At 51.5% G+C, this 19431-nt stretch carries 12 protein-coding genes; 2 read left to right on the forward strand and 10 right to left on the reverse strand.

All coding sequences use genetic code 11. The annotated features are described in order from the left end of the window. Positions 1-17: 17 nt before the first annotated feature. Together KJW29_RS00425 and KJW29_RS00430 are read left to right on the forward strand one after the other, a co-directional pair. The gene (locus KJW29_RS00425) at positions 18-6053 is read left to right on the forward strand and encodes an S-layer homology domain-containing protein (RefSeq protein ID WP_281426306.1); all 6036 of its coding nucleotides are present in this window, start codon (positions 18-20) and stop codon (positions 6051-6053) included. A gap of 136 nt (positions 6054-6189) precedes the next feature. Next, on the forward strand, positions 6190-9345 hold the full coding sequence (locus KJW29_RS00430) for a hypothetical protein (protein ID WP_214628337.1): 3156 nt from the start codon (positions 6190-6192) through the stop codon (positions 9343-9345). A gap of 44 nt (positions 9346-9389) precedes the next feature. Here KJW29_RS00430 and KJW29_RS00435 read toward each other — a convergent pair whose 3' ends face one another. From KJW29_RS00435 to KJW29_RS00480, 10 genes are all read right to left on the reverse strand, one after another. Then, the gene (locus KJW29_RS00435; RefSeq protein WP_214628338.1) at positions 9390-10193 is read right to left on the reverse strand and encodes an SDR family oxidoreductase; all 804 of its coding nucleotides are present in this window, start codon (positions 10191-10193) and stop codon (positions 9390-9392) included. 283 nt (positions 10194-10476) lie between these two features. Beyond that, complete coding sequence (locus tag KJW29_RS00440; protein WP_214628339.1) at positions 10477-11667, reverse strand: Ger(x)C family spore germination protein; 1191 nt, start codon at positions 11665-11667, stop codon at positions 10477-10479. A gap of 56 nt (positions 11668-11723) precedes the next feature. After that, a complete protein-coding gene (locus tag KJW29_RS00445; RefSeq protein WP_246608525.1) occupies positions 11724-13232 on the reverse strand; it encodes a spore germination protein in 1509 nt (502 codons plus the stop codon). Continuing rightward, positions 13229-14350, reverse strand: a complete 1122-nt coding sequence (locus tag KJW29_RS00450) for a GerAB/ArcD/ProY family transporter (protein WP_214628341.1) — start codon at positions 14348-14350, stop codon at positions 13229-13231. The genes KJW29_RS00445 and KJW29_RS00450 overlap by 4 nt, the downstream gene beginning before the upstream one ends. Before the next feature lie 26 nt (positions 14351-14376). Next, positions 14377-14610, reverse strand: coding sequence for a hypothetical protein (locus tag KJW29_RS00455; protein WP_214628342.1), 234 nt, complete (start codon positions 14608-14610; stop codon positions 14377-14379). Between the two features lie 159 nt (positions 14611-14769). Next, positions 14770-15708, reverse strand: coding sequence for a coiled-coil domain-containing protein (locus KJW29_RS00460; protein ID WP_214628343.1), 939 nt, complete (start codon positions 15706-15708; stop codon positions 14770-14772). Positions 15709-15745: 37 nt separating this feature from the next. Then, complete coding sequence (locus tag KJW29_RS00465; RefSeq protein ID WP_087566319.1) at positions 15746-15946, reverse strand: hypothetical protein; 201 nt, start codon at positions 15944-15946, stop codon at positions 15746-15748. Positions 15947-16112: 166 nt separating this feature from the next. Continuing rightward, positions 16113-17408 carry a uracil permease gene (uraA, locus tag KJW29_RS00470; RefSeq protein ID WP_214628344.1) on the reverse strand — a complete coding sequence of 432 codons (1296 nt, stop codon included), beginning with the start codon at positions 17406-17408 and terminating at the stop codon, positions 16113-16115. A 223-nt stretch (positions 17409-17631) separates the two neighbouring features. Further along, a complete protein-coding gene (locus KJW29_RS00475) occupies positions 17632-18345 on the reverse strand; it encodes a cupin domain-containing protein (RefSeq protein ID WP_214628345.1) in 714 nt (237 codons plus the stop codon). Positions 18346-18435: 90 nt separating this feature from the next. After that, entirely contained in the window at positions 18436-19341 is a 906-nt protein-coding gene (locus tag KJW29_RS00480; protein WP_214628346.1) for a helix-turn-helix transcriptional regulator, read from the reverse strand. Between the last annotated feature and the right edge of the window lie 90 nt (positions 19342-19431).

The raw sequence follows: 19431 nt of genomic DNA on the forward strand, positions 1-19431 counted from the left end.
GAAAGGGAGGGGATTCTATGTTTAGGTTTAAGAGATTAAGCAGGCCTATTTCATTACTTGTTATCGCATGTCTTTTGTTTTCCTATCCGAGTTTGGTCTCAGCGCAGAAATCGGAATTGGAAAATCATTGGGCACAACGGGCAATGACAAAATGGATAGATAAGGGGATCATCCGAGGAGATTCCAAACAGTCGTATAAGCCTGATCATCCAATGACCAGGGCGGAATTAGCCAGCTTTATCGTACGCATATTGAACCTGAAAGAAACGAGCAATAAGCCATTTACCGATGTACCTTCCAATGCCTGGTATGCTTCCGACTTTTCGAAGGCGTATGCTGCCGGACTTATATTGGGCGATGCGAGCGGACATGCCAGACCGCTCGATTTTATTAGCCGCGAGGAAGCCGCGGTCATTTATTCCCGGGTATTTCAATTGCAAGCAAGCGACAAATCACAGTCTCAGAAGTTTGCCGATGCAGCGCTTATTGCCGATTGGAGTCGTCAAGCGGTACAAGCCATGCAAGGGAAAGGCTATATCAAGGGGAAGATCGGAAATAAATTCGACCCCAAGGGTCGCTTAACCCGTGCGGAAGCCTTTCAAATCTTTGATAATGTCGTAGATGAATTGATTAGCGATGGAGGTACATATTCAGGAGACTACCAAAAAAGCGTCATCATTAATGGCAATCATGTTGTTCTTTCCAACATGAAAATAAAAGGCGATCTCTATCTTACGGTTGGAGTCGATGCCGGTGTCGTCACACTGGACGGGGTCGAGGTAGAAGGAAATATTATCATCAACGGCGGTGGGCTTGAAGGCATATCTATTGCCAATTCTCAAATTAAAGGCAAGGTTATCGTAAACAAGGAGCAAATGAAAGTCGTTGCGGAGAACAGTGTCATTGACACCCTGGATCTGGCGAAACCCGCAAACATTAGCTTAATCAACTCCAAGGTGAACGATATGGTTCTCGGTAACAAGGGAGCAGGGAGCGAGCTCCATCTCGATAAACAATCAAGGGTGGGGCAATTTATCGCACAAGCTTCAATAACAATAACAGGAGCCAATTGGATAGACAATGCCGATATTCAAGCTGGCGGAGTGGTGATGGATAATCAACCCGGCAAGATCATTATCGCTCCAGGTATAAGCGTGAAGATTGCGGGTAAGGACGTAACATCCCAAAACTTAACGAATCAAGCGGGATCGACTGCCCCAGGCGGGGGTGGCTCTAATCCAACAAACCCAACTGATCCTACCGATCCAATAGATCCAATGCTAAGTCAGCAGTTAATAGAAGAGGATAGTCCGCAGCAGCGTCGTTGGATGAGTGTGCCGCAAAGCAGGATTGTCGTCAATCCTTTTGACTTTCATCAGCCGGATCAGACGACGCAGGCGCATTACAGCAACAGCCCAATCCTTCCCTTAAATATAGGATTTCTTAGCCCATGGCCAACGAATTACAAGGGGTATTCCTTGCCGAACGTAATGGGAATCTTCGATAAGTCGCATACGGATCAGGCCGTCGACACGATATGGTCGGCAAGCTTTAACGATCCGGACAAATGGCGAATTAGCGAGTTTGAATATCCCGAGGATGCCATTGTTGACTTCAATTCGGATTATATGCAATTGTCTGTAAAAAACGATGCGACATACCCCTGGCAGTTTCTAACAAGCGAATCGATAGCCATAGATTTGGATAAGAAACCATTACTACAGCTTCATACAGAAACGACGGGAGCTTGGGCCATTAAGATCTACGACTTGAGCAAAGGCGACCGTGGAGATGAACGGGTATTACGCACGGAGAGCTCGGCTGACGGAACGGAAACTATTGATATTGCCAAGATGGTTCCGGACTGGACAGGCGAGAAGGATGTATTGATGCGCATTTTCCAGGTGGGCAAGGGCAGCTATCTCAAAATAGATACGTTGGAGATTGTCGAGATTCAATCGACATTAGCGGAAGCGAGCGACTATACGACAACATGGGCGCCGCATGAGCTAACCTTCGGGGCGGACTACAATAGCGGTCTGCGACTGGAAGGGTCAGACTTCTTCTATGACGAGAACACGGTTGTTCGAACCATTAAAGCAAATCGAAACGGTACTAGCAATTCCATCTCTTTGTTTGGGCAATACAAAGGGGATACCCAATGGAATGAAGATATAAATACCTTATACGTATCAACGGGGACAACCTTGCAGGATCAGCAGTATGCGATTTCCTTCGGGCAACAGCCTTCTAACGGTATTCGATATTTCGAAAGTTATGCGGATATGCTGATTGACAACGGCTCATCGCAACCCCATGGCAAAGGGTACTGGCTGATGGATTTCGAACTTCATACGTTGCCGCCTGGCGGATTATCCGCAGCATTCAGTATTGGAACGTCAGCGGACAGCGAGGTTAGTATTATGGAAGCCGTTCGCAATCCTTTTGTGAACAACGATCGCGATCTTAAATTTAAGGAACGATTGGATAATTGGAATCAATATCTCGCCAAAGTACCTAAACCGGGTAAGTTCGAACTGGAACATGTTGATCCGCAAGGCGTCACATTCGAACAGATTGAACAGGAATATTACAAAGCTTGGGTGTTTACCGCTTCGAATATTTTGGCTGCTGCTCCCGAAGTCGACTTTAACTATCCGCAAATCGTGACAGGGAAGGCTTCGCTCTGGGGACATGGCGATCAAAAAGCGGCGTATTCCGCTTCGTGGGAAAGCTTGCTGTCGATTCAACAGTATGCATACATTGACGTCGAACTGGCATGGGATGCGTTTAAAGGGATGATGTCCCTGGTGGATGACGACGGACTTATGGCAGGGGAAAGCTTGCCTTCCAGAAAAGCTCAAACAGCGCTCATCCTTTATAATATATCCAAGGATGCGGATTCTTTGGAAGAGATTTACCCCGCTTTAGAGCGGTATCTCTTGTGGAGAATTGATCATCTTCGTTGGATTATGCCCGGCGTCGACAATCCGGATGTCATTGACGCGGAATTTGCAGTCTCTGCACTTAAGGATATCGAATTCGCAATCGAAATTTCTCGCATATTAGGGTACACCGACAAGATTGACTTCTGGGAAGATAGATATAAGGAGTTATACAAAAAATATACAACGACCTTTTGGAAGGATGGAGTGCCGTACCAATATTACAATGTGGTAAATGGCGAATTCACGCCGGGCAACCCGCTTTGGACCTCCACGGGAATGTATATTACCGATTTAGACCCGACTTTGCGTGACAGTTTATTTAATCGTCTGAAAGCTAATATGAACCCGGAAGCACCATTTGCAGGGTTGTTTATCCCGAAGCATCCGGATGTTGGTTATTTGACATACGGTTTAATTGACAACGGTTTAATAGAAGACGCAAAAATGATTATTGAAACCATGATAAGGGATGTGACCAAAGCCCATTTCTTCGCCGAACAATATTCGGTACCGGGAGTGCCATATCCGCAAGGCGTACGTCCATCCTCTTTTGGAGCTACTATGCTCGTCGATAACGTGCTTCAGCGTAACGGCTACCGTATGGATATGGGCAAACCGATGTTTACGAACTTGTTTGAGGCCGACGGTGAAGTATCCAATATTTTATTGGATGGATCGACGCTGAACTACAAACTGGACGCTTCCAAGAAGCAAATCAATTTGTCGGGATCTTGGATGGGCGGCACATCTGCCGTTATTGATGCGCCTGATCATAGGCCCGTTCATTTGCCGGCAATAACGGAATCGCCGCTCAAGGATCAAATCATTGTCGTTGGCGAACAAGTGAGACTCCAATTGCAAGACGCGGTCACTTATCATGTTGCGAGCAGCAAAAATACGACAGCGGCAGTCGAGTTGGTTGACAACGTACTTACTGTGACAGGCCTCTCTGCCGGAAATGCTGTTATTACCGTTGTTTCCAGTCGAAATGGCTATTCGGATACGATCCGAACTTTCAATGTGGGTGTTTCCGCAGCGACAGGATGGCAGCATGAACAGGCAGGTTTGGATGCATGGACTTGGGATCGCGGAAAGTTAAACGTGAACGAGGCCGGTGGCAAGCTGCAGCTCGACGTGTTGCAGAACAACTACATCGAAACGGTAATTGAAGCCGATTCCGGTACGGTCCAACTGCTAAAGCTCGCTGTTGTAGAGGCTGGCGCTCGTTGGGGGATCAGCTTGATCAACGAAAGCAATGAAGAAGTGGTTGTAAGAGAGATCGGACAAGGAACAGGCGATTACCTCTATGACTTGGAGGCATTGACGGGCTGGACGGGGCAGCAGACATTCAAGCTGCGGATCTACGCTTCGCAGTTGGGCGGACGGGTAATCTTCGATACGTTGGAGCTGATGAGCAAGCCCGAGATCACGATGCAAAGCATTGCCGACTACGAAGTAGAAGCTTATACGGATACAATGATTTCGTTACGGACTACCCCGGGGTTTGTCAGCTATGAATTGACCTCGGAACATCCGGAGATCGCCACCGCTCAGATGGCGGGGAATCAGTTGAAGCTGCAAGCGCTAAGCGAAGGGACGACAACGATAACCATTCAATTGAAGAAAGAATTTTATGGGGATCGGAGTCTCTCCTTTCATGTGAACGTCAGCATTCCGGATGTCACTGTTGCCGATATTGCGGCTCAGTATGTTTCGATCGATGCGAGCAAGCGGGTGCAGGTTGTTGCTGTTCCGGAAGATGTAACGATTGTTCCGGTATCAAGCGACAGCGCTATCGTTCAGGCAACCGTGCAAGACGGGGAATTGTCGATCATAGGTGTATCAGAAGGCAATGCGACTATTTCGTTAACGTTGTCGAAGACGGGCTATCAGTCCGCAACGAAGACATTTCCAGTCACGGTATTCGCCAAAGGCTTAGGCTGGCAAGCGGACTTTACAGACTTGCAGCGGTGGAATGCCGGATATTCCTCGAACCCCGGCGGCCTTGATGTCGTGCAAATGGATGGCGGAGCGGGCGGCGTTAAACTAACCATGACCGATCAGGCGAATCCGACCTGGCAACCGTTCTACACAAAAATAAAGGTAAACGTGGATGAAACGCCGATCCTGCAAATTCGGACCTCCGACGCATCAAAAAATTGGACGGTAAAAATCGGGACCAGCGAATTCGGAGAGGAGCAGGCCTTAAAAGGGGAGGACGGATCGGAAGGCACATTCAACTACAATCTGAAACAGTATGGACAGATGAATAGTTGGACCGGGGAGCAGGAATTTTTCGTCAAGATTTATCTTGTCGGCGGGTCGGGCGCTTCCATTACGATCGATCAGCTGCGTATGGTTAGCCAGACCTATCTCGACAACAACGCGTCGGCTATTACGGTTGGCGATATTTCGCCGCAGTATGTTTCGGTCGATGCGAGCAAACGAGTGCAGGTTGTTGCTGTTCCAGGCGACGTAACGATTGCTCCGTTATCTAGCGACAGCGCTATCGTTCGGGCAACCGTACAAGACGGGGAACTGTTGATCAGCGGCATATCCGAGGGAGAAGCGAATGTTACGTTGACGTTGTCAAAGGCCGGGTATCATTCGTTGACGAAGACGTTCCCAGTGACGGTGCTGGCCGAAGGTTTAGGCTGGCAAGCGGACTTCACAGACTTGCAGCAGTGGGAATACGGATATTCCTTCAATCCAGGAGGTATTAAAGTCGAGCAGGTAAACGGCGGAGCGGATGGCATTCGATTAACGACAACAGATTTGGCGGATCCGGCATGGCAACATTTTTACACGAAAGTGAAAGTAAAAGTGAATGTGGATGAAACGCCGATTCTGCAGATTCGTACCTCCGCGGCAGTGAACAACTGGACGGTAAAAATCGAAAACTTAGACATTGGAGTTGATCAGGCCCTGAAGCCGGAGGACGGATCAGCTGGTACTTTCAACTACAAGCTGACTACTTTTGGACCAATGTTAGGCTGGACCGGGGAGAAGGAGTTCATGATCAAAATATTTGTCATCGGCGAGCCGGGCGCTTCCATTACGATCAATCAACTGCGTATCGTCAGTCAAAGCTTCATTGAAGTATAACAGGTACACCTAAAAGTCAGCGGTGATGTCGCAATTACTGAGATGTGTGTTTTGCGACTCGCTGCTGACTGTGTTTTTTCATCTGCCGAGGGTGATTGAACGGGATGAAATCTTAATCTATAGGGAGGAGCATGAAATGATGCGGAAAACCAAAAAGTCGGGTCTGTATTTCCTGGTATTCGCGATTCTTGCAACATTGCTCGAAAGTTCCTTTGGACCTATGAAAGCTCATGCTGCACTGATTGGTAATGTGGAGATGGCGGGAGACGCTGCTTTTAACAGCGACAGTATTGCGGACAGCAGCGCTCAACAACCCCGCTGGCTTAGTTATCCGGGGAGCCGCCTATCTTTGAACGCCAACATGGGCGACTCATCAACGCCGCCGGGGGCATTGGATGGAGAATTAGCGGCTCATTTGGGCGGATGGTTCCAATCATCCACTTTCAAATGGCCTTCCGTAGTGAATACAAGATTGGTAGCTACCGGAACGAACGGAAACCCGGCCGGCACCGTTCAATCTACTTGGTATCCTTACAAAATCGATTTTAATGCAACTTACTCCGGCTTGGTCAACCAATCCTTAAGCGGCTACGATTTTTTTGTGGATGACAATGGCACATTTGTCCGTTATCTCCAAAATAATTCGGGCGTCCCCAATGATGTTCTCGTAAGAGGGACGATCACCGGCTCGGGCGGCGCACAATGGGACAGCACCAACCGTGTCCTGCTAGTATCGGATGCCAACTATTATTATGCCGTTCATTTTATTGGCCTGACTGCGGATACAACCCCGGTAGCTTTAAATGAGGTCCCTGTTCTTGGAGCATCTACATGGAGCTTTAGAAAGCATTTTAATTCAGGCGGGAGGATGGCGGTTAGCATAGGCGTTGCCTCCTCATCCGAAGGCAGTACCGTAGCCATCTCTCGTGCTAAAGATGTGTTTGCCCTTAAAGTAACCGATCGATTAACGGCTGCCAAAGCCTATATGGACACGCAACTCCGGAAAGCGCCGCTGCCTTCTGTCTGGGGATTCTCCACGGTTAACCCCTATGGGGTAACCGCTCAGCAGCATCGCGATAGCTATTACAAGGCCTGGACGTTTTATTTGCAAAATTACATGAAAGCGCTACCGGAAAATGCTGCCTCTTTCCCCTATCCGCAAATGATGACGGGCAAGCCTTCCTTATGGAATTTCGGCGAGCCGCGCAATCCGGGATCGGCGCAATGGGAGAGCCTGTTCGGTTACCAGTTTCTTTCTTACATGATGCCTGCAGAAGCATGGAACGCCTATTTGGGCTTAATGAGTCTGGTCGATTCAAACGGAGCGCTTGCAGGAGAATCTTTGCCGACTCGAAAAGCTCAGACAGCATGGATGCTTTATAAAAATACGAACGATTTGAACAAACTGCAGACCGTATACCCTAAACTAAAACGGCATCTCGATTGGGCCGAGGATCACCCGTACTGGTTTATGGAGGGGGTCAATACTCCGCCTACGTCCAGGGATTTGGATTTCGTCGCCTCGTGGCTTTTCGATGTGGATTTTGCTATAAAAATAGCCAACGAACTAGGGATAACAGCCGACATCACGATGTGGCAAGCTAAAAAACAATCGATGATTGCAAATATGGAGTCCTGGTTCTTCGCAGAGCCTCAGCAAATCTATCAATATTATGATACGATATCGGGTCCAGTCAGCCTTGGGGGCGACTACATTAAAATTAGCGCGCTTGCGGTTAATGGCTTGCCATCCAATCCTTTATCCAAGTTAAAAGATTATTTTATAAGCATTCATAATCCAAGCGGGCAAATGAGCGGCTTTGGCGCAATGAAATATCCGAACGCTTCCTTAACCATTTATGGACTGTTGAATGATAGCGGTCACAAGCAAGCGAAGGAATTTATCGAAGCCAATTTGCGCGATGCGATACGCGCCCCGGATTTTGCTGAGATGCTTCTTCCTGGCAGTTCGAATAATCCGACCGTCGGCGGCGTTCGGCCGAGTCTGTTTATGGCAAGCGCGGTTATTGAATTTACCTGGTTGTTGAACGGCGTTCGCATTGATTCCGGGTCGGCTACGAACTTTGCTTTTAACTCATCCGCCTTCTCCCTGCCGAATGTTCCGAATGTTATGCCTACTGTGGAAGATTTCAAAAATGTGGAAGACTGGACCGAACGTGTAAATTCAGGTATGTATGCGATCGGCGGAGCGGGTACGATATTCAACTATTCCGTCAACAATCTCAACTACGGATATGGCGCCAAGCAAGTTACCTATGACGTAGACGCATTCTCTCAAATGACGATCAAGGTGGATAAAGTGCAAGGCAGTTGGGCGTTAAAAGTCAATGACGGCGGAGTGGATATTGACTTGCAGACATCCACCTCCCAGGTCGGAGAGTTCACGTATGACTTGAAGGCGATCACGGGGTGGTCCGGTACGAAGACATTTAAAGTCAAGCTGTTTGCTGTTAATGGTTGGGTAAAAGCCGACACGATCCATGCCATCCCTGCAACAGTACTGGAGGATTTCAATCATGTATCGGACTGGACGAATCCATTTAATGCATCCATCTCTACAACTTCGGGGGTAGCTACAGTATCCGCTGCTGTCGGTCCTTATGGTTCTGTAAGAAAAAACGTAACTGCCAATCTGACGGATTCGCCGTTATTGCAGATTACCGTACCCCAGGTTTCGACCGGGACCCAATGGGCATTAAAAGTGAACAAAGGTTCTGGAGATATCAATGTGCAGACGGACACCTCTCAAACCGGAACTTTTACCTATGACCTGAAGTCTATTACGGGTTGGAGCGGCAAACAAACCTTTGATATTTTGTTATATGTCGTAGGTCCAACAGGGTCGAGTTTTAAAGTCGATTTACTATCGAGCCCTGCCTACACACTGGAGGATTTCGGCAATGTCGCGGATTGGCCGATCCGTAACAATGCCATTGCAAGCTCTTCGAACGGTCTTACAACCCTTTCCGCCGTAAGTGGTCCTAACGGAAATATGATCAGAGCGGTGGAATACGATTTAAATCGATATCCTATTCTCGTTGTTCAAGTTCCGACTCTGACCAATGGCGCTAAATGGGCGTTAAAAGTCAATGACGGAACCGGTGACAAAGTCATTCAAGCGGATACACTGGAGACTGGGAGTTTTAGATACAATATCCCAGCTCTTACAGGGTGGAGTTCGGAGAAAAAATTTGATATTGTCCTGTTTGAAATTGGCGGAGCGGGAACATCCATGGTAGTCGATGAAATGAGGATTTCGAACGCCCCGTAATGTTAAGCATAGTCCCGTTCAGTTGAACGGGACTATTCGATCATTTACAGAAGCGACTCCACGCCGTCAATATAAATCGCCGTGCCGGATATATGGCTGGACTCGTCCGATGCCAGAAACAGCACGAGATCGGCGACTTGCTCCGGCTTGCCGGGTCCATGTTCCAGAGGCTGATTGCCCTCCGGATACTTCACGGGAATCGTAATTTCCTCTACCTCGGGCGTCTTGTGCGTGTTCTCGCCGATATTGGTCTCGATGGCGCCGGGACAGATGGCGTTGACGCGAATGCCGTATTGCGCAAGCTCCAACGCCGCCATCTTGGCGAAGGCGACTTGGCCAGCCTTGGAGGAGCTATAGGCGGACATGCCGAAGCCGGTGAACTTTCGGCTTCCGTTGATGGAGCTGGTTATGACGATGCTGCCGCCTTTCTCCTTCATATGGGGAATGGCATATTTGGCAGTCAGGAACGTTCCCTTGAGATTAATGTCGAGGGTCTTGTCCCAGTCCTCGGGCTCCATGTGCTCGATCGGAGCCAGCGTGCCGTTTACGCCCGCGTTTGCGAACAGAATGTCGATGCGTCCGAACTTGTCGGCCGCCTCCTTCATCGCTTGCTCGACGCGGGCGGGATCAGAGACGTCCGTGTCGACGAAGAGGGCTTCGCCGCCCTTTTCGCCAATTTCCGCTTCGACCTCTTCGCTACGCGCGTCTACAAGATCGACCAGCACGACCTTTGCTCCTTGTTCCGCAAGCCTCAACGCGGCTGCCCGGCCAATGCCGGATCCTGCTCCCGTAACGACCGCTACTTTTCCGGCTACTCTTCCTTCGGTTTTCTTGTCCGCTGTGCTCATGCTATCGCTCCTTTTAGAGGTTGTTCAAAAAGTCCGCTTCCCATTACGAAGTAATCCAAGAAGCCTACTCGACGTCGAATCTTGAATGCAGCCGAACCTTCCGGTGCTCACGTAGCTTCCACTACGCTCCGCTCCTCAGGTTCTAGCTTCATCCAATCTTCTCGGTACTGATAACCGAACTTTTTGAACACGCACATTAAGAATTGTCGTTCTAATCTTTCCATAACCGCCAGACGGCTATTCCGAATCTTTTGATATTCGAATATAGCCGTATGCCGGGGATTCAAGGCTCGTTGGCAGTGAAGGGTTGGCCCGCATCGATGCCTGTATTAGTTAGACGTACGTGCACGTTAATTTCGAATTTTGCTTGCTTGAAGCGTTCCCTCCAATTTTGCCGCAAGGTTTTCCATTGGCCGTTATGCCAGCGGTGCAGGTGTTCGCCTACCCCGATCACATCAGCTTCCTGTTCCTGCAAGTAAGCCGCCGTCGAGGCAAGCTGCTTCTCCAGCTTTCCGGCGATTTTGTCGGTGAAGCTGTTCACGTCGCCTTGCGTTGCGATGCTGGTGCAGACAAGCTCCTTGACGCTGCCCGATATCTCCACGCCAACATGTACCGTCAACTGGTCATTGATCAGCCGAGGTTTGATTGTGCTGCGGAGAGACCCGATCTTAAACGCTTCGCTTCCCTGACCGTTGTTTTTGTCTTCGCCGCAGGGGATATTGACGAAACCGTTACGATAACGATTCATCATCATGAGCAGTAATGGGGTCTTCGAGACCGGCACGACGTCAATCAGCTTGCCCTCGGGAAATCGGAACAGCGCCAAGGTTGGCGTATGGGGGAGGGTGCCTGCTCCCGTGAAAGGAAGATAAGGAAGAACGAACGTCGCTTCTCGCTGCTTCGCCAGGATGCTAAGCTCCCTGAGGCTTACGGACAACGACATTCCCGTAAGCATTTGGGCATTCTCGATACTGGAGGCCAGCTGCGTGCCGACGTTGTTCTCCACGAGAGGTTTGGCATCCAGATGGGATCTTGCATCGCCCTTGGCGATCGCAATCGCCAAGGTGCTCTTCGGTTCGTTGGAGCGTGAGAAAAAATCCAGCACTTCGCCGATGTTGCGATCCCTCGCGAAAGCTTCGCTAATAATCAATGTTTCCATATGGCTCCACTGCAGCTTTCGGCCGGTTTCGTTGCCCGCCGTCAGCGAGGCGCCATAGACGGTGGCGTTTTCGCTGGAGATGTTGAAGAACGTTGCCCCGGTGGAGGGGGACATGCTGGATGCCTCCGTAGAACCGGGCTTGTAGATCTGGCTGGTGAGACGCAGCCGCCCGTCCTTGGACAGGTCGACGGAGGCTGCCTGCACGAATGCCCAATTGTTGATCTCCAGCTTGTCCCAGCATCCGGATAGGAGGAAGGGAATCATGCAGAGGCAGCAAGCGGATAGCCATCCTTTTCCTTTGCTATGAGACGGCATAGGAACTCCTCCTTATTCGAGGTTGTATCTGGCGCAAGACGCTTCTGCACGCGATGTCAGGGATGCGGACGTCTGCCTCCAAACCGGAGCAGCTTGCGATTGCGCGGGGATCGCAGAAAGACCTTAAGCGGCACCCTGATAAACAGATCGCGCCAATCTCTGGGCTTGAACGGCGCAATCGACGTTAAATAAGGCTCGCCAAGCGAATGCAGGCTGGTGAGATGCAGCAGCGTCAACAGGAAAACGACCATCAGCCCGTAACCGCCAAGCAGACTGGCCGCGATCATGTAAGGAAAGCGCAAGAGGCGCAGGGAGATCGCCAGATCGTAATGCGGGATCGCGAAGGAGGCGATGCCCGTCAGCGCCACGACGATCACCATGATCGGCGAGGCGATCTTCGCCATAATGGCGGCTTGTCCGATGACCAACGCCCCCACGATGCTGACGGCAGATCCGACCGTCCTTGGCAGCCGGATGCCGGCCTCGCGGAGCAGCTCGAAGGAGGCTTCCATGACGAGCGCTTCGAAGAAGGCGGGAAACGGGATACCCTCGCGGGAATCGACGATCGCCAGGAGCAGCACGGTCGGGATCAGCTCCGGGTGGAAGGTAGACAGCGCAATATAGAGACTGGGCAGCGTCAAGGCGATGATGAACGCGAGCAGACGCAGCATTCGGATAAAGGAGGAGAAGATGGATCGCACGTAGTAATCCTCTGCCGTTCCCATAAAATCCACCAGAAACGCCGGACAAATCATGATCATCGGCGAGTTTTCCACGAGCACGATAATTTTGCCATCCAGCACGGCCGCGGCGGCCGTATCGGTCCGCTCCGTATAACGGACCTGCGGGAACGGAGACAACGTCGATTCTTGAATCCAATCATCGATGTAGGAGGTCTCCAGCACCTCATAATCCGTGATGGATTCGACTCGCCGCCTGAATTCCGCAAGCACGTCGGGGTTTACGACCCCGTCCAGATAGCCGAAGCAGATCGCGCTCTTTGTGACTGCGCCGGATTGCAGAAATTCGAACTTAAACGCCGGATTGCGGATGCGGCTCCTGAGCAAGGTCAGATTCAGGGACAAGTCTTCCGTCGTGCCTTCCCGGGGGCCGTGCACCGCAGGTTCGTTGACAGGCTCCGTAATTTGCCTTCTGGCTGCCGATTCCGTCGGGAATCCTAACGCTTGATTGACTTGGTCGAACAAAATGACAATGAAGCCGTGCATGACAGACTCGTACACGTTTTCGAATGATTCCAGCAGCGAGAACGGTTGAAGGGAGGCATTATTAACCTGCAAGCAGCGGCGCAGCTTTTCCGGCGTCATGCTATTCCAGTCTTCGTTCTCGTATCCAGGAATTTTTTCCAGAGCACGCTGGAGGAGGTGGCTGGAGTAGTCGGCGAGCGATGAGCAGTAGACGGACACGGCCTGGAACGCGAACCCGTCGCCATAATTCCATTGTTGGAAGTGTACGTCTCCGCAGCGGGAAAATACGCCTTCAAGCTTCTCTCGATTAAATGTGATGTCGTCATGAAGAGCCTTGGTCGTACGACTGTCCGTAGTCAAGAAGTATCGCCTCGTTCCGCTTGAAGATATCGATGCTTGATCCACGTAATCAAGGTAAACAGGAGAATAAGTCCGCATCCCACGACAATGACCGTGAACGGCCAAATCGTATAGACTTGCTCCTGAAAGTCGGCAGGACTTTGAAACATGGTGGCCGATAAGAAGATGCAGGTCACCGAGAGGGGATAGATCAATACATGATCGTCCTTTAGGTTAAAGAGCTGGATGAGACATTGGTAGAGAATGAAGAGCAGAAGCGTCGCTTTCATATATGAGCCCAAAATAAGCGCAATGCCGATTATGGCTTCCATTCGCTGGAACAGCTCGACGATGTGAATCTCGATGGCTAGTCGGTACAGCGAATAATTAAAGTAACCGGCCGCCGGGCCGAATGCCATGAGGGTGCACAGCGTCGGCACGATCAGCATCAGCGCGGAAAAGGAATAGGACGCGTACATTGCTTTGCTTAAGGATTGTCCGGTTTGAAGCCGCACGAACGGCAGCAGCATCGCGAATATTACGATCTCTCCAAACGGGAACCCGGCCGAGATGAACAAACCATGAAGCATGGGCTTGATGCCGTTCTCGAACAACGGAAGAAGCATTGCCGGTTGATAGATGGGAATGGCGAGTATCATGACCAACAGAGAGAAAAAGAGCATCAGCCACAACAGCAAAAAAAACATGCGGGCCATGATGCGAATGCCTGCACGTGCCGTCAGCGCGGATAGCAGCATGCCGATCGAATGAAAAATATACGGAGGGGTCCGCTTCATCATCACGCTCGTGAAAAAATCGCCGATGCTGGCATTAATGGCGCATACGGCAAAAAAAAGCATCAAGACATAAAGGATTCCTACGGGATAGGTCGCCGTCCGTCCGATCAGTTTGCGGCTATATGCGATTACGCTCGCTCCATCGTGCCTGTTATGAAGGTACAGGACGCAAGTCAACATGAGGATGCCGAAGCCGTAAGCGAGCGTCATCGAAATCCACGCATCATTGCCGGCCGCGGCCGTAAGAGGATTGGGGATAAACACGATGGCGGAACCGATCACGTAGCAGCATAACAGACCTGCCAGCTGCCTTAAGTTGATGGTGGACCGATCGGACGACATAGCTACATCCCTTTCCGCGCGCGGAATTATTTGAGCAGCGCGACGATTTGTCTGGCAGGCCATCCGTACATGGCTTTGGTGAGATGTCCGATGTTGAACCAAGGCAATTGCAGGATGAACAATAAGGACAAGTAAGAAGCCGGGAGGAGAAGGAGAATATACAGTACCTTCGTCCCGCGCTCCGACCGTGCGAAGCTGCGCCTATCCGCGAACAGGAGCGCCATCGCGATAATGACTACGACTAACAGGTTTTCCAGCAAGGGGCAACTCCTTCTGGCGCTGGCCGGAATATCGGCATTATTATTCCATTTTGCTGCTAAAATATGCAAGACACCGCGGTGCGAAGGAAGAAGGAATGCAAAAAGGCCCCGAAGGGCCTGTTGGCGGGGGATAAATAGGGTAGAATTCCATGAAGCCGTCTAAGCCTGTTCGATAAGAGAGGATTGGCGCCGTCTTAATTCCGCCAGCTTTCGATCCTTGGCTCCCAGTTCGGTTTCCAGCTCCGCAACAATGCGGCGAATGAGCGCGCGTTTCTCCCTCACGGATTCCGCCGCGTCCTTAATACGGCCCTGTACGACCCAGTCCATCAGGAAACCGTCGAAGAAATAATCCGCGAAAGTCATCATGGAGCCAATATCGATCGTCATTCCAACGTCGCGCTGAACGTCCTTTAATTCCTTCTCGAATCGACGCAATGAGCTCTGGGCGGAGTGAATCGCCGAGCGGGCATCATCGATATGGCCGTGTTTGGCCATCGTCGTAAGTAAACCGCCTCCGAGCATGTCCGCGGTTCCCCAGTTCCTGGCTGACTGCAGACGTTCGCTGGCGCGATCCAGAGAGGAGATGACGGACCGGCCGGCGTTAACGGCCTCGCGCAGCTCCTTGGCGTCCGCCTCCGTCTCCGCTTCCTCGTCAGACCACAGCTTTAGCTCCGACGCCAAGGCAGGATGGGCATCGTAGATGTGTTTTTCCTTCTCTCGCATGGCCGCTTCGATGTCGGACTCGACATAGCGGACTGGCGCGAGATTGGCTTCGATATCCGCGAGCTCCTTTTCGAGATCGGATACCGTATCCGAGGCTTCATCATATTGAAGCTTGGCTTGCAGCAGCTCTGCTTCTTCTTCCGAGAGCTTCTCCTGTTTTTTGCCGATGAGGGAGTAGAATAGTCCGCCAAGCGACAGTTTCTTCAGCCGGTCGACGTCTCTTTGTTCCTCTTGAAGCCAGGCTTCAAGCCTGCCCAGATCCTCTTTGGCGTCTGCCAGACTCTCCTTCAACTGCTCTCTGCTCGCGGTCCAGTTCGATTTCTGTCTTTGCCGATTTTTTAATTCGGCCAACCGGTCATTGTAATGCTGCAGCATGTTGCGTATCCTCCTCTTCTATATGAATAATGCGCTTCTAGGCTCTTCGTATGATCAAATACACGATCAGCCCTGCAACCGGGAATATCAGCGTGCCGATCAGCAACAGCAGCGCGTATTCGTTGCTCTTGCCCAGCTTCTTTGCATCCAGGTAAGCCCATACGCTCGTAGCGATATTAATCAGGAATAAGAAGAAACCGAACATGAGAAATATGCCGAATAATCCGAACCCCGACATGCGCAACTCTCCTTTCGTCCTGTTTGTGTATCCCTATGTACGTTGGCAAACGGATGATGTTTCGGTTTCGTGGAATTGGAGGGGAATATTGTAAAAGGGTTCGTAACAAAAAAAGCCAGCTTCCGGTAGTGAAACCGGTGCTGGCTGTAAAACGTGAAGTGCCGGATCAGTGGCCCCCGGCTTCGGAGTCGTTCGTTAAACGCAGTACCTCGAACAGCTTGAACAGCAGGCTGAGCAAAATCGCGACGATTGTCGCGAGCGCCATGCCGGTGAAGGATACATCGCCGAAAGTCAGCTTGACGCCGCTCAGGCCGACAACCAATACGACCGTTGTCAGGAACAGATTAGTCGGTTTGCTGTAATCTACTTTGGATTCCACGAGCATGCGCAGGCCTGAGGCTGCGATGACGCCGAAGAGCAGAAGCGATACGCCGCCCATAACGGGACCGGGAATGCCGGACACGAGGGAGGAGAACTTGCCCGAGAAGGACAGGATGATCGCGATTACGGCCGCGCCGCCGATGACGAAGGTGGAATATACCCGCGTAATCGCAAGTACGCCGATATTTTCGCCGTACGTCGTGTTCGGCGTGGAACCGACGAAGCCCGACAGAATGGTCGAGATGCCGTTGCCAAGCATGGAGCGATGCAAGCCAGGGTCCTTGGACAGATCCTTCTCCACGATGTTGCCGGTTACGATGAGGTGGCCGATGTGCTCCGCAATGACGACCAGGGCTGCCGGAGCGATTGCGATAATGGCGGTCCAATGGAACTCCGGAAAGGTGAGTGTCGGTGCGGCTAACCAGCCAGCCTTACCCAGTCCGCTAAAGTCGGTCATGCCCATAAAGTAAGCCAGCACATAGCCGAAGATGATGCCGAACAGGATGGGAATGATGCGCATGAAGCCTCGGAACAGAACAGAGCCCAGTACGGTGACCGCCATCGTGGATACGGCCAATATGACGACATCGGTATCCATCGTCCAAGTCGGCGGATCTTCCGGGTAAGGGATAAAGCCGGACATCCTGGCCGCGACCGGAATCAGCTCCAGGCCGATGATCGCGACGATCGCGCCCATGGCTGCCGGAGGGAACACGACGTTTAGCCAGCCTGTACCCGTATATTGAATTATAAAAGCAACGACCGTAAAGATTACGCCGACGGCGATGAAGCCGCCCAGCGCAGCGGCATAGCTGCCGCCTGATGCTTCGTTTGCGATTACGGCGCCGGCAGGGCCAAGGAAGGCGAAGCTGGATCCGAGATAAGCCGGTATTTTGCCCTTCGTCACCAGAATGTAGAGCAAGGTGCCGATGCCGTTCATCAACAGGCAGATCGCGGGATCCACCTTCAGAATGTTCGGTACGAGCACGGTTGAGCCAAACATGGCGAATAGATGCTGGAAGCTCAGCATCAAGCTTTGAAGATGCGGCGGTCTTTCGTGAACGCCAATGCTTTTTCTCATGGTATGTAAGATCTCCTTCGAGCAAATTGGACCGGAGCTCCGTCCGGCCGCTATGGATGATTCTACCTAGTTCGACAAAAGAGCGCAAGCGTTTTCTTGTGATTATTATTAGGCGGAGGGAGCACTTGCTTTCATTCCGTATAAATGAGGCAAAGCTGCTCCGCGCAAGGTCCGTCAAGACCTTTCGAAGCAGCCCCATGACAGCCAATCGTGTTGTTGTTTCCTAATCCCAATATCTATAGAGAAAGGGAACGGGATGAAAGGGAGGAGGGTAGGGGGAGTAGGCGGACTCGATGGGCCGCAGCGGGTAAGCATACGAACCGTGGCTTTGCTGCGTTTGCCCCGGCATCAAGCTGGCGCCTTGCTGTTGGCCGTCAAGTATGGCAGCCGGTCCATTGGACGATTGGCAGCCGGCGGGAGGACCGATGACGACGGTGGATTCGATCGGAGCCAGCGTCTCCTTTACCATGTCCTCATTGAGGCAATAATTGGCGGCAAGTACGGAAGCCGGCGTAAGACGCAGGATGTCCGAGCCGAAGATCGCTTCCGGTACCGGAGCATCGAAGATGGCCAGGAGATGCGTGTTATCCTGAGTCGCCACCTCGTAGTGCCACCAGCCTTGCGGCACGTTGGCGACTTGCCCCGGTCCGATGGGGAAGTGAAGCAGCTCGTTCGTAAAAGGGTTAATCAGCGAGACGACGGCGGAACCGGCAATGCAGTACACTAGCTCCGACGCGTTTTGGTGATAATGCGGCTCCACATAATTATCCTTGTCCAGATAGATGTCCAGCAGCGAGGAATTGCCCAGCGTATTCAACTGCTTGACGGATAACGAAAGAATGAAGTTATGGTCGTCTTTCTTAAAGAATACATTGTTCCTCAAATCGTATGTGAATTGAGTGTTCGGCGCAGCGTAATCCATGCTTGTTGCTTCCATCGGCTATCCATTCCTTCCATGATACTTAAGTGTCATAATGCCCAGGTTAGTGTATGTTTTCGCCCAGTACATGGTGCATGGCTGAGAAGGCTAGAGGACTTGCGACAGCTTCCGGTATTCGGACGCCGACACGCCCTCGTGCTTGCGGAATTGCCGGCTGAAATAATGGATGCCGGAATATCCGACGGCGTCGCCGATCTCTTCGATCGACATGTCGGTCTCCCGCAGCAGCTTCCGCGCTTCGCGATGGCGTATGGAAGCAACATATTCGCCGGGCGGGCGTCCTACAAGCTCCCGGAACAGCTTGGCCGCATGATCGAGACTTAGATCGAGCCGTTCGGCGATCATAGCGTTGGTCCAGGCGGCGGAAGGGTGCCGTTCGATCTCTTCTGCGAGCTCTTGCAAGCGGATAGCGTGCTGCGAGGAGAACGCGTGCGACCGGGAGTGCGGGAGCCGCAGCAGATGAGCAAGAATGTTCAGCATCAGCGCCTTGCATGCAAGCTCGTAGCCAAGCGGACGCATCGTAAATTCGTTCACGAGCTGCTCCATTAACGTGACGCATGCGAGAGTTGGCGTATAGACCACTTGCTGGGACAGCGGCGGAAACACATCGGGGACGGCCTCCGTAGCGAATCGAACAAGATCTGGAGCGGCATCGCCCACGATCATATCGTACTCCGTATGGATATCGAGCTCCCCGAAGAAGTCGAAGTGGATGCCGAGGAAACGCGTGCCGCCGGGCGATACCACTTCGTTCTGATGCAGCACGCCCGACGGGAGGAAGATCAGGTGCCCGGCTGACAGCTCGTACCGCCGGCCGTTCATGATCGTGGCGGCTTCTCCCTGGCTGACGTATAACAATTCGAAATTATAGATGCGCCTTGGCGCAAGCTTCCCCTGTTCCAGTCTTTGAGACTTCGCATAATGAATGACGGGGGACCACTCCCGAAACGGAGCGGTCCGCTGCAAGGGAAATACCGTTTTATGGATCGTCACAGCGGCTTCACCTCTTTGTAGAGAAGTTACAGAAATTACATAACGGAATCATGCAAATATTCGCTTGTATTGCTAAAGAAAGTCACGCAT

Source organism: Paenibacillus agaridevorans, assembly GCF_018604145.1.
Classification (GTDB): Bacteria; Bacillota; Bacilli; order Paenibacillales; family Paenibacillaceae; genus Pristimantibacillus; species Pristimantibacillus agaridevorans.

Bases quoted from the DNA above. Each gene is read 5' to 3' on its own strand.
- KJW29_RS00440 (WP_214628339.1), bottom strand. From the start codon at position 11,667: ATGCCGTCTCATAGCAAAGGAAAAGGATGGCTATCCGCTTGCTGCCTC.
- KJW29_RS00425 (WP_281426306.1), top strand. From the start codon at position 18: ATGTTTAGGTTTAAGAGATTAAGCAGGCCTATTTCATTACTTGTTATC.
- KJW29_RS00430 (WP_214628337.1), top strand. From the start codon at position 6,190: ATGATGCGGAAAACCAAAAAGTCGGGTCTGTATTTCCTGGTATTCGCG.
- KJW29_RS00460 (WP_214628343.1), bottom strand. From the start codon at position 15,708: ATGCTGCAGCATTACAATGACCGGTTGGCCGAATTAAAAAATCGGCAA.
- uraA (WP_214628344.1), bottom strand. From the start codon at position 17,408: ATGAGAAAAAGCATTGGCGTTCACGAAAGACCGCCGCATCTTCAAAGC.
- KJW29_RS00435 (WP_214628338.1), bottom strand. From the start codon at position 10,193: ATGAGCACAGCGGACAAGAAAACCGAAGGAAGAGTAGCCGGAAAAGTA.
- KJW29_RS00475 (WP_214628345.1), bottom strand. From the start codon at position 18,345: ATGGAAGCAACAAGCATGGATTACGCTGCGCCGAACACTCAATTCACA.
- KJW29_RS00450 (WP_214628341.1), bottom strand. From the start codon at position 14,350: ATGTCGTCCGATCGGTCCACCATCAACTTAAGGCAGCTGGCAGGTCTG.
- KJW29_RS00465 (WP_087566319.1), bottom strand. From the start codon at position 15,946: ATGTCGGGGTTCGGATTATTCGGCATATTTCTCATGTTCGGTTTCTTC.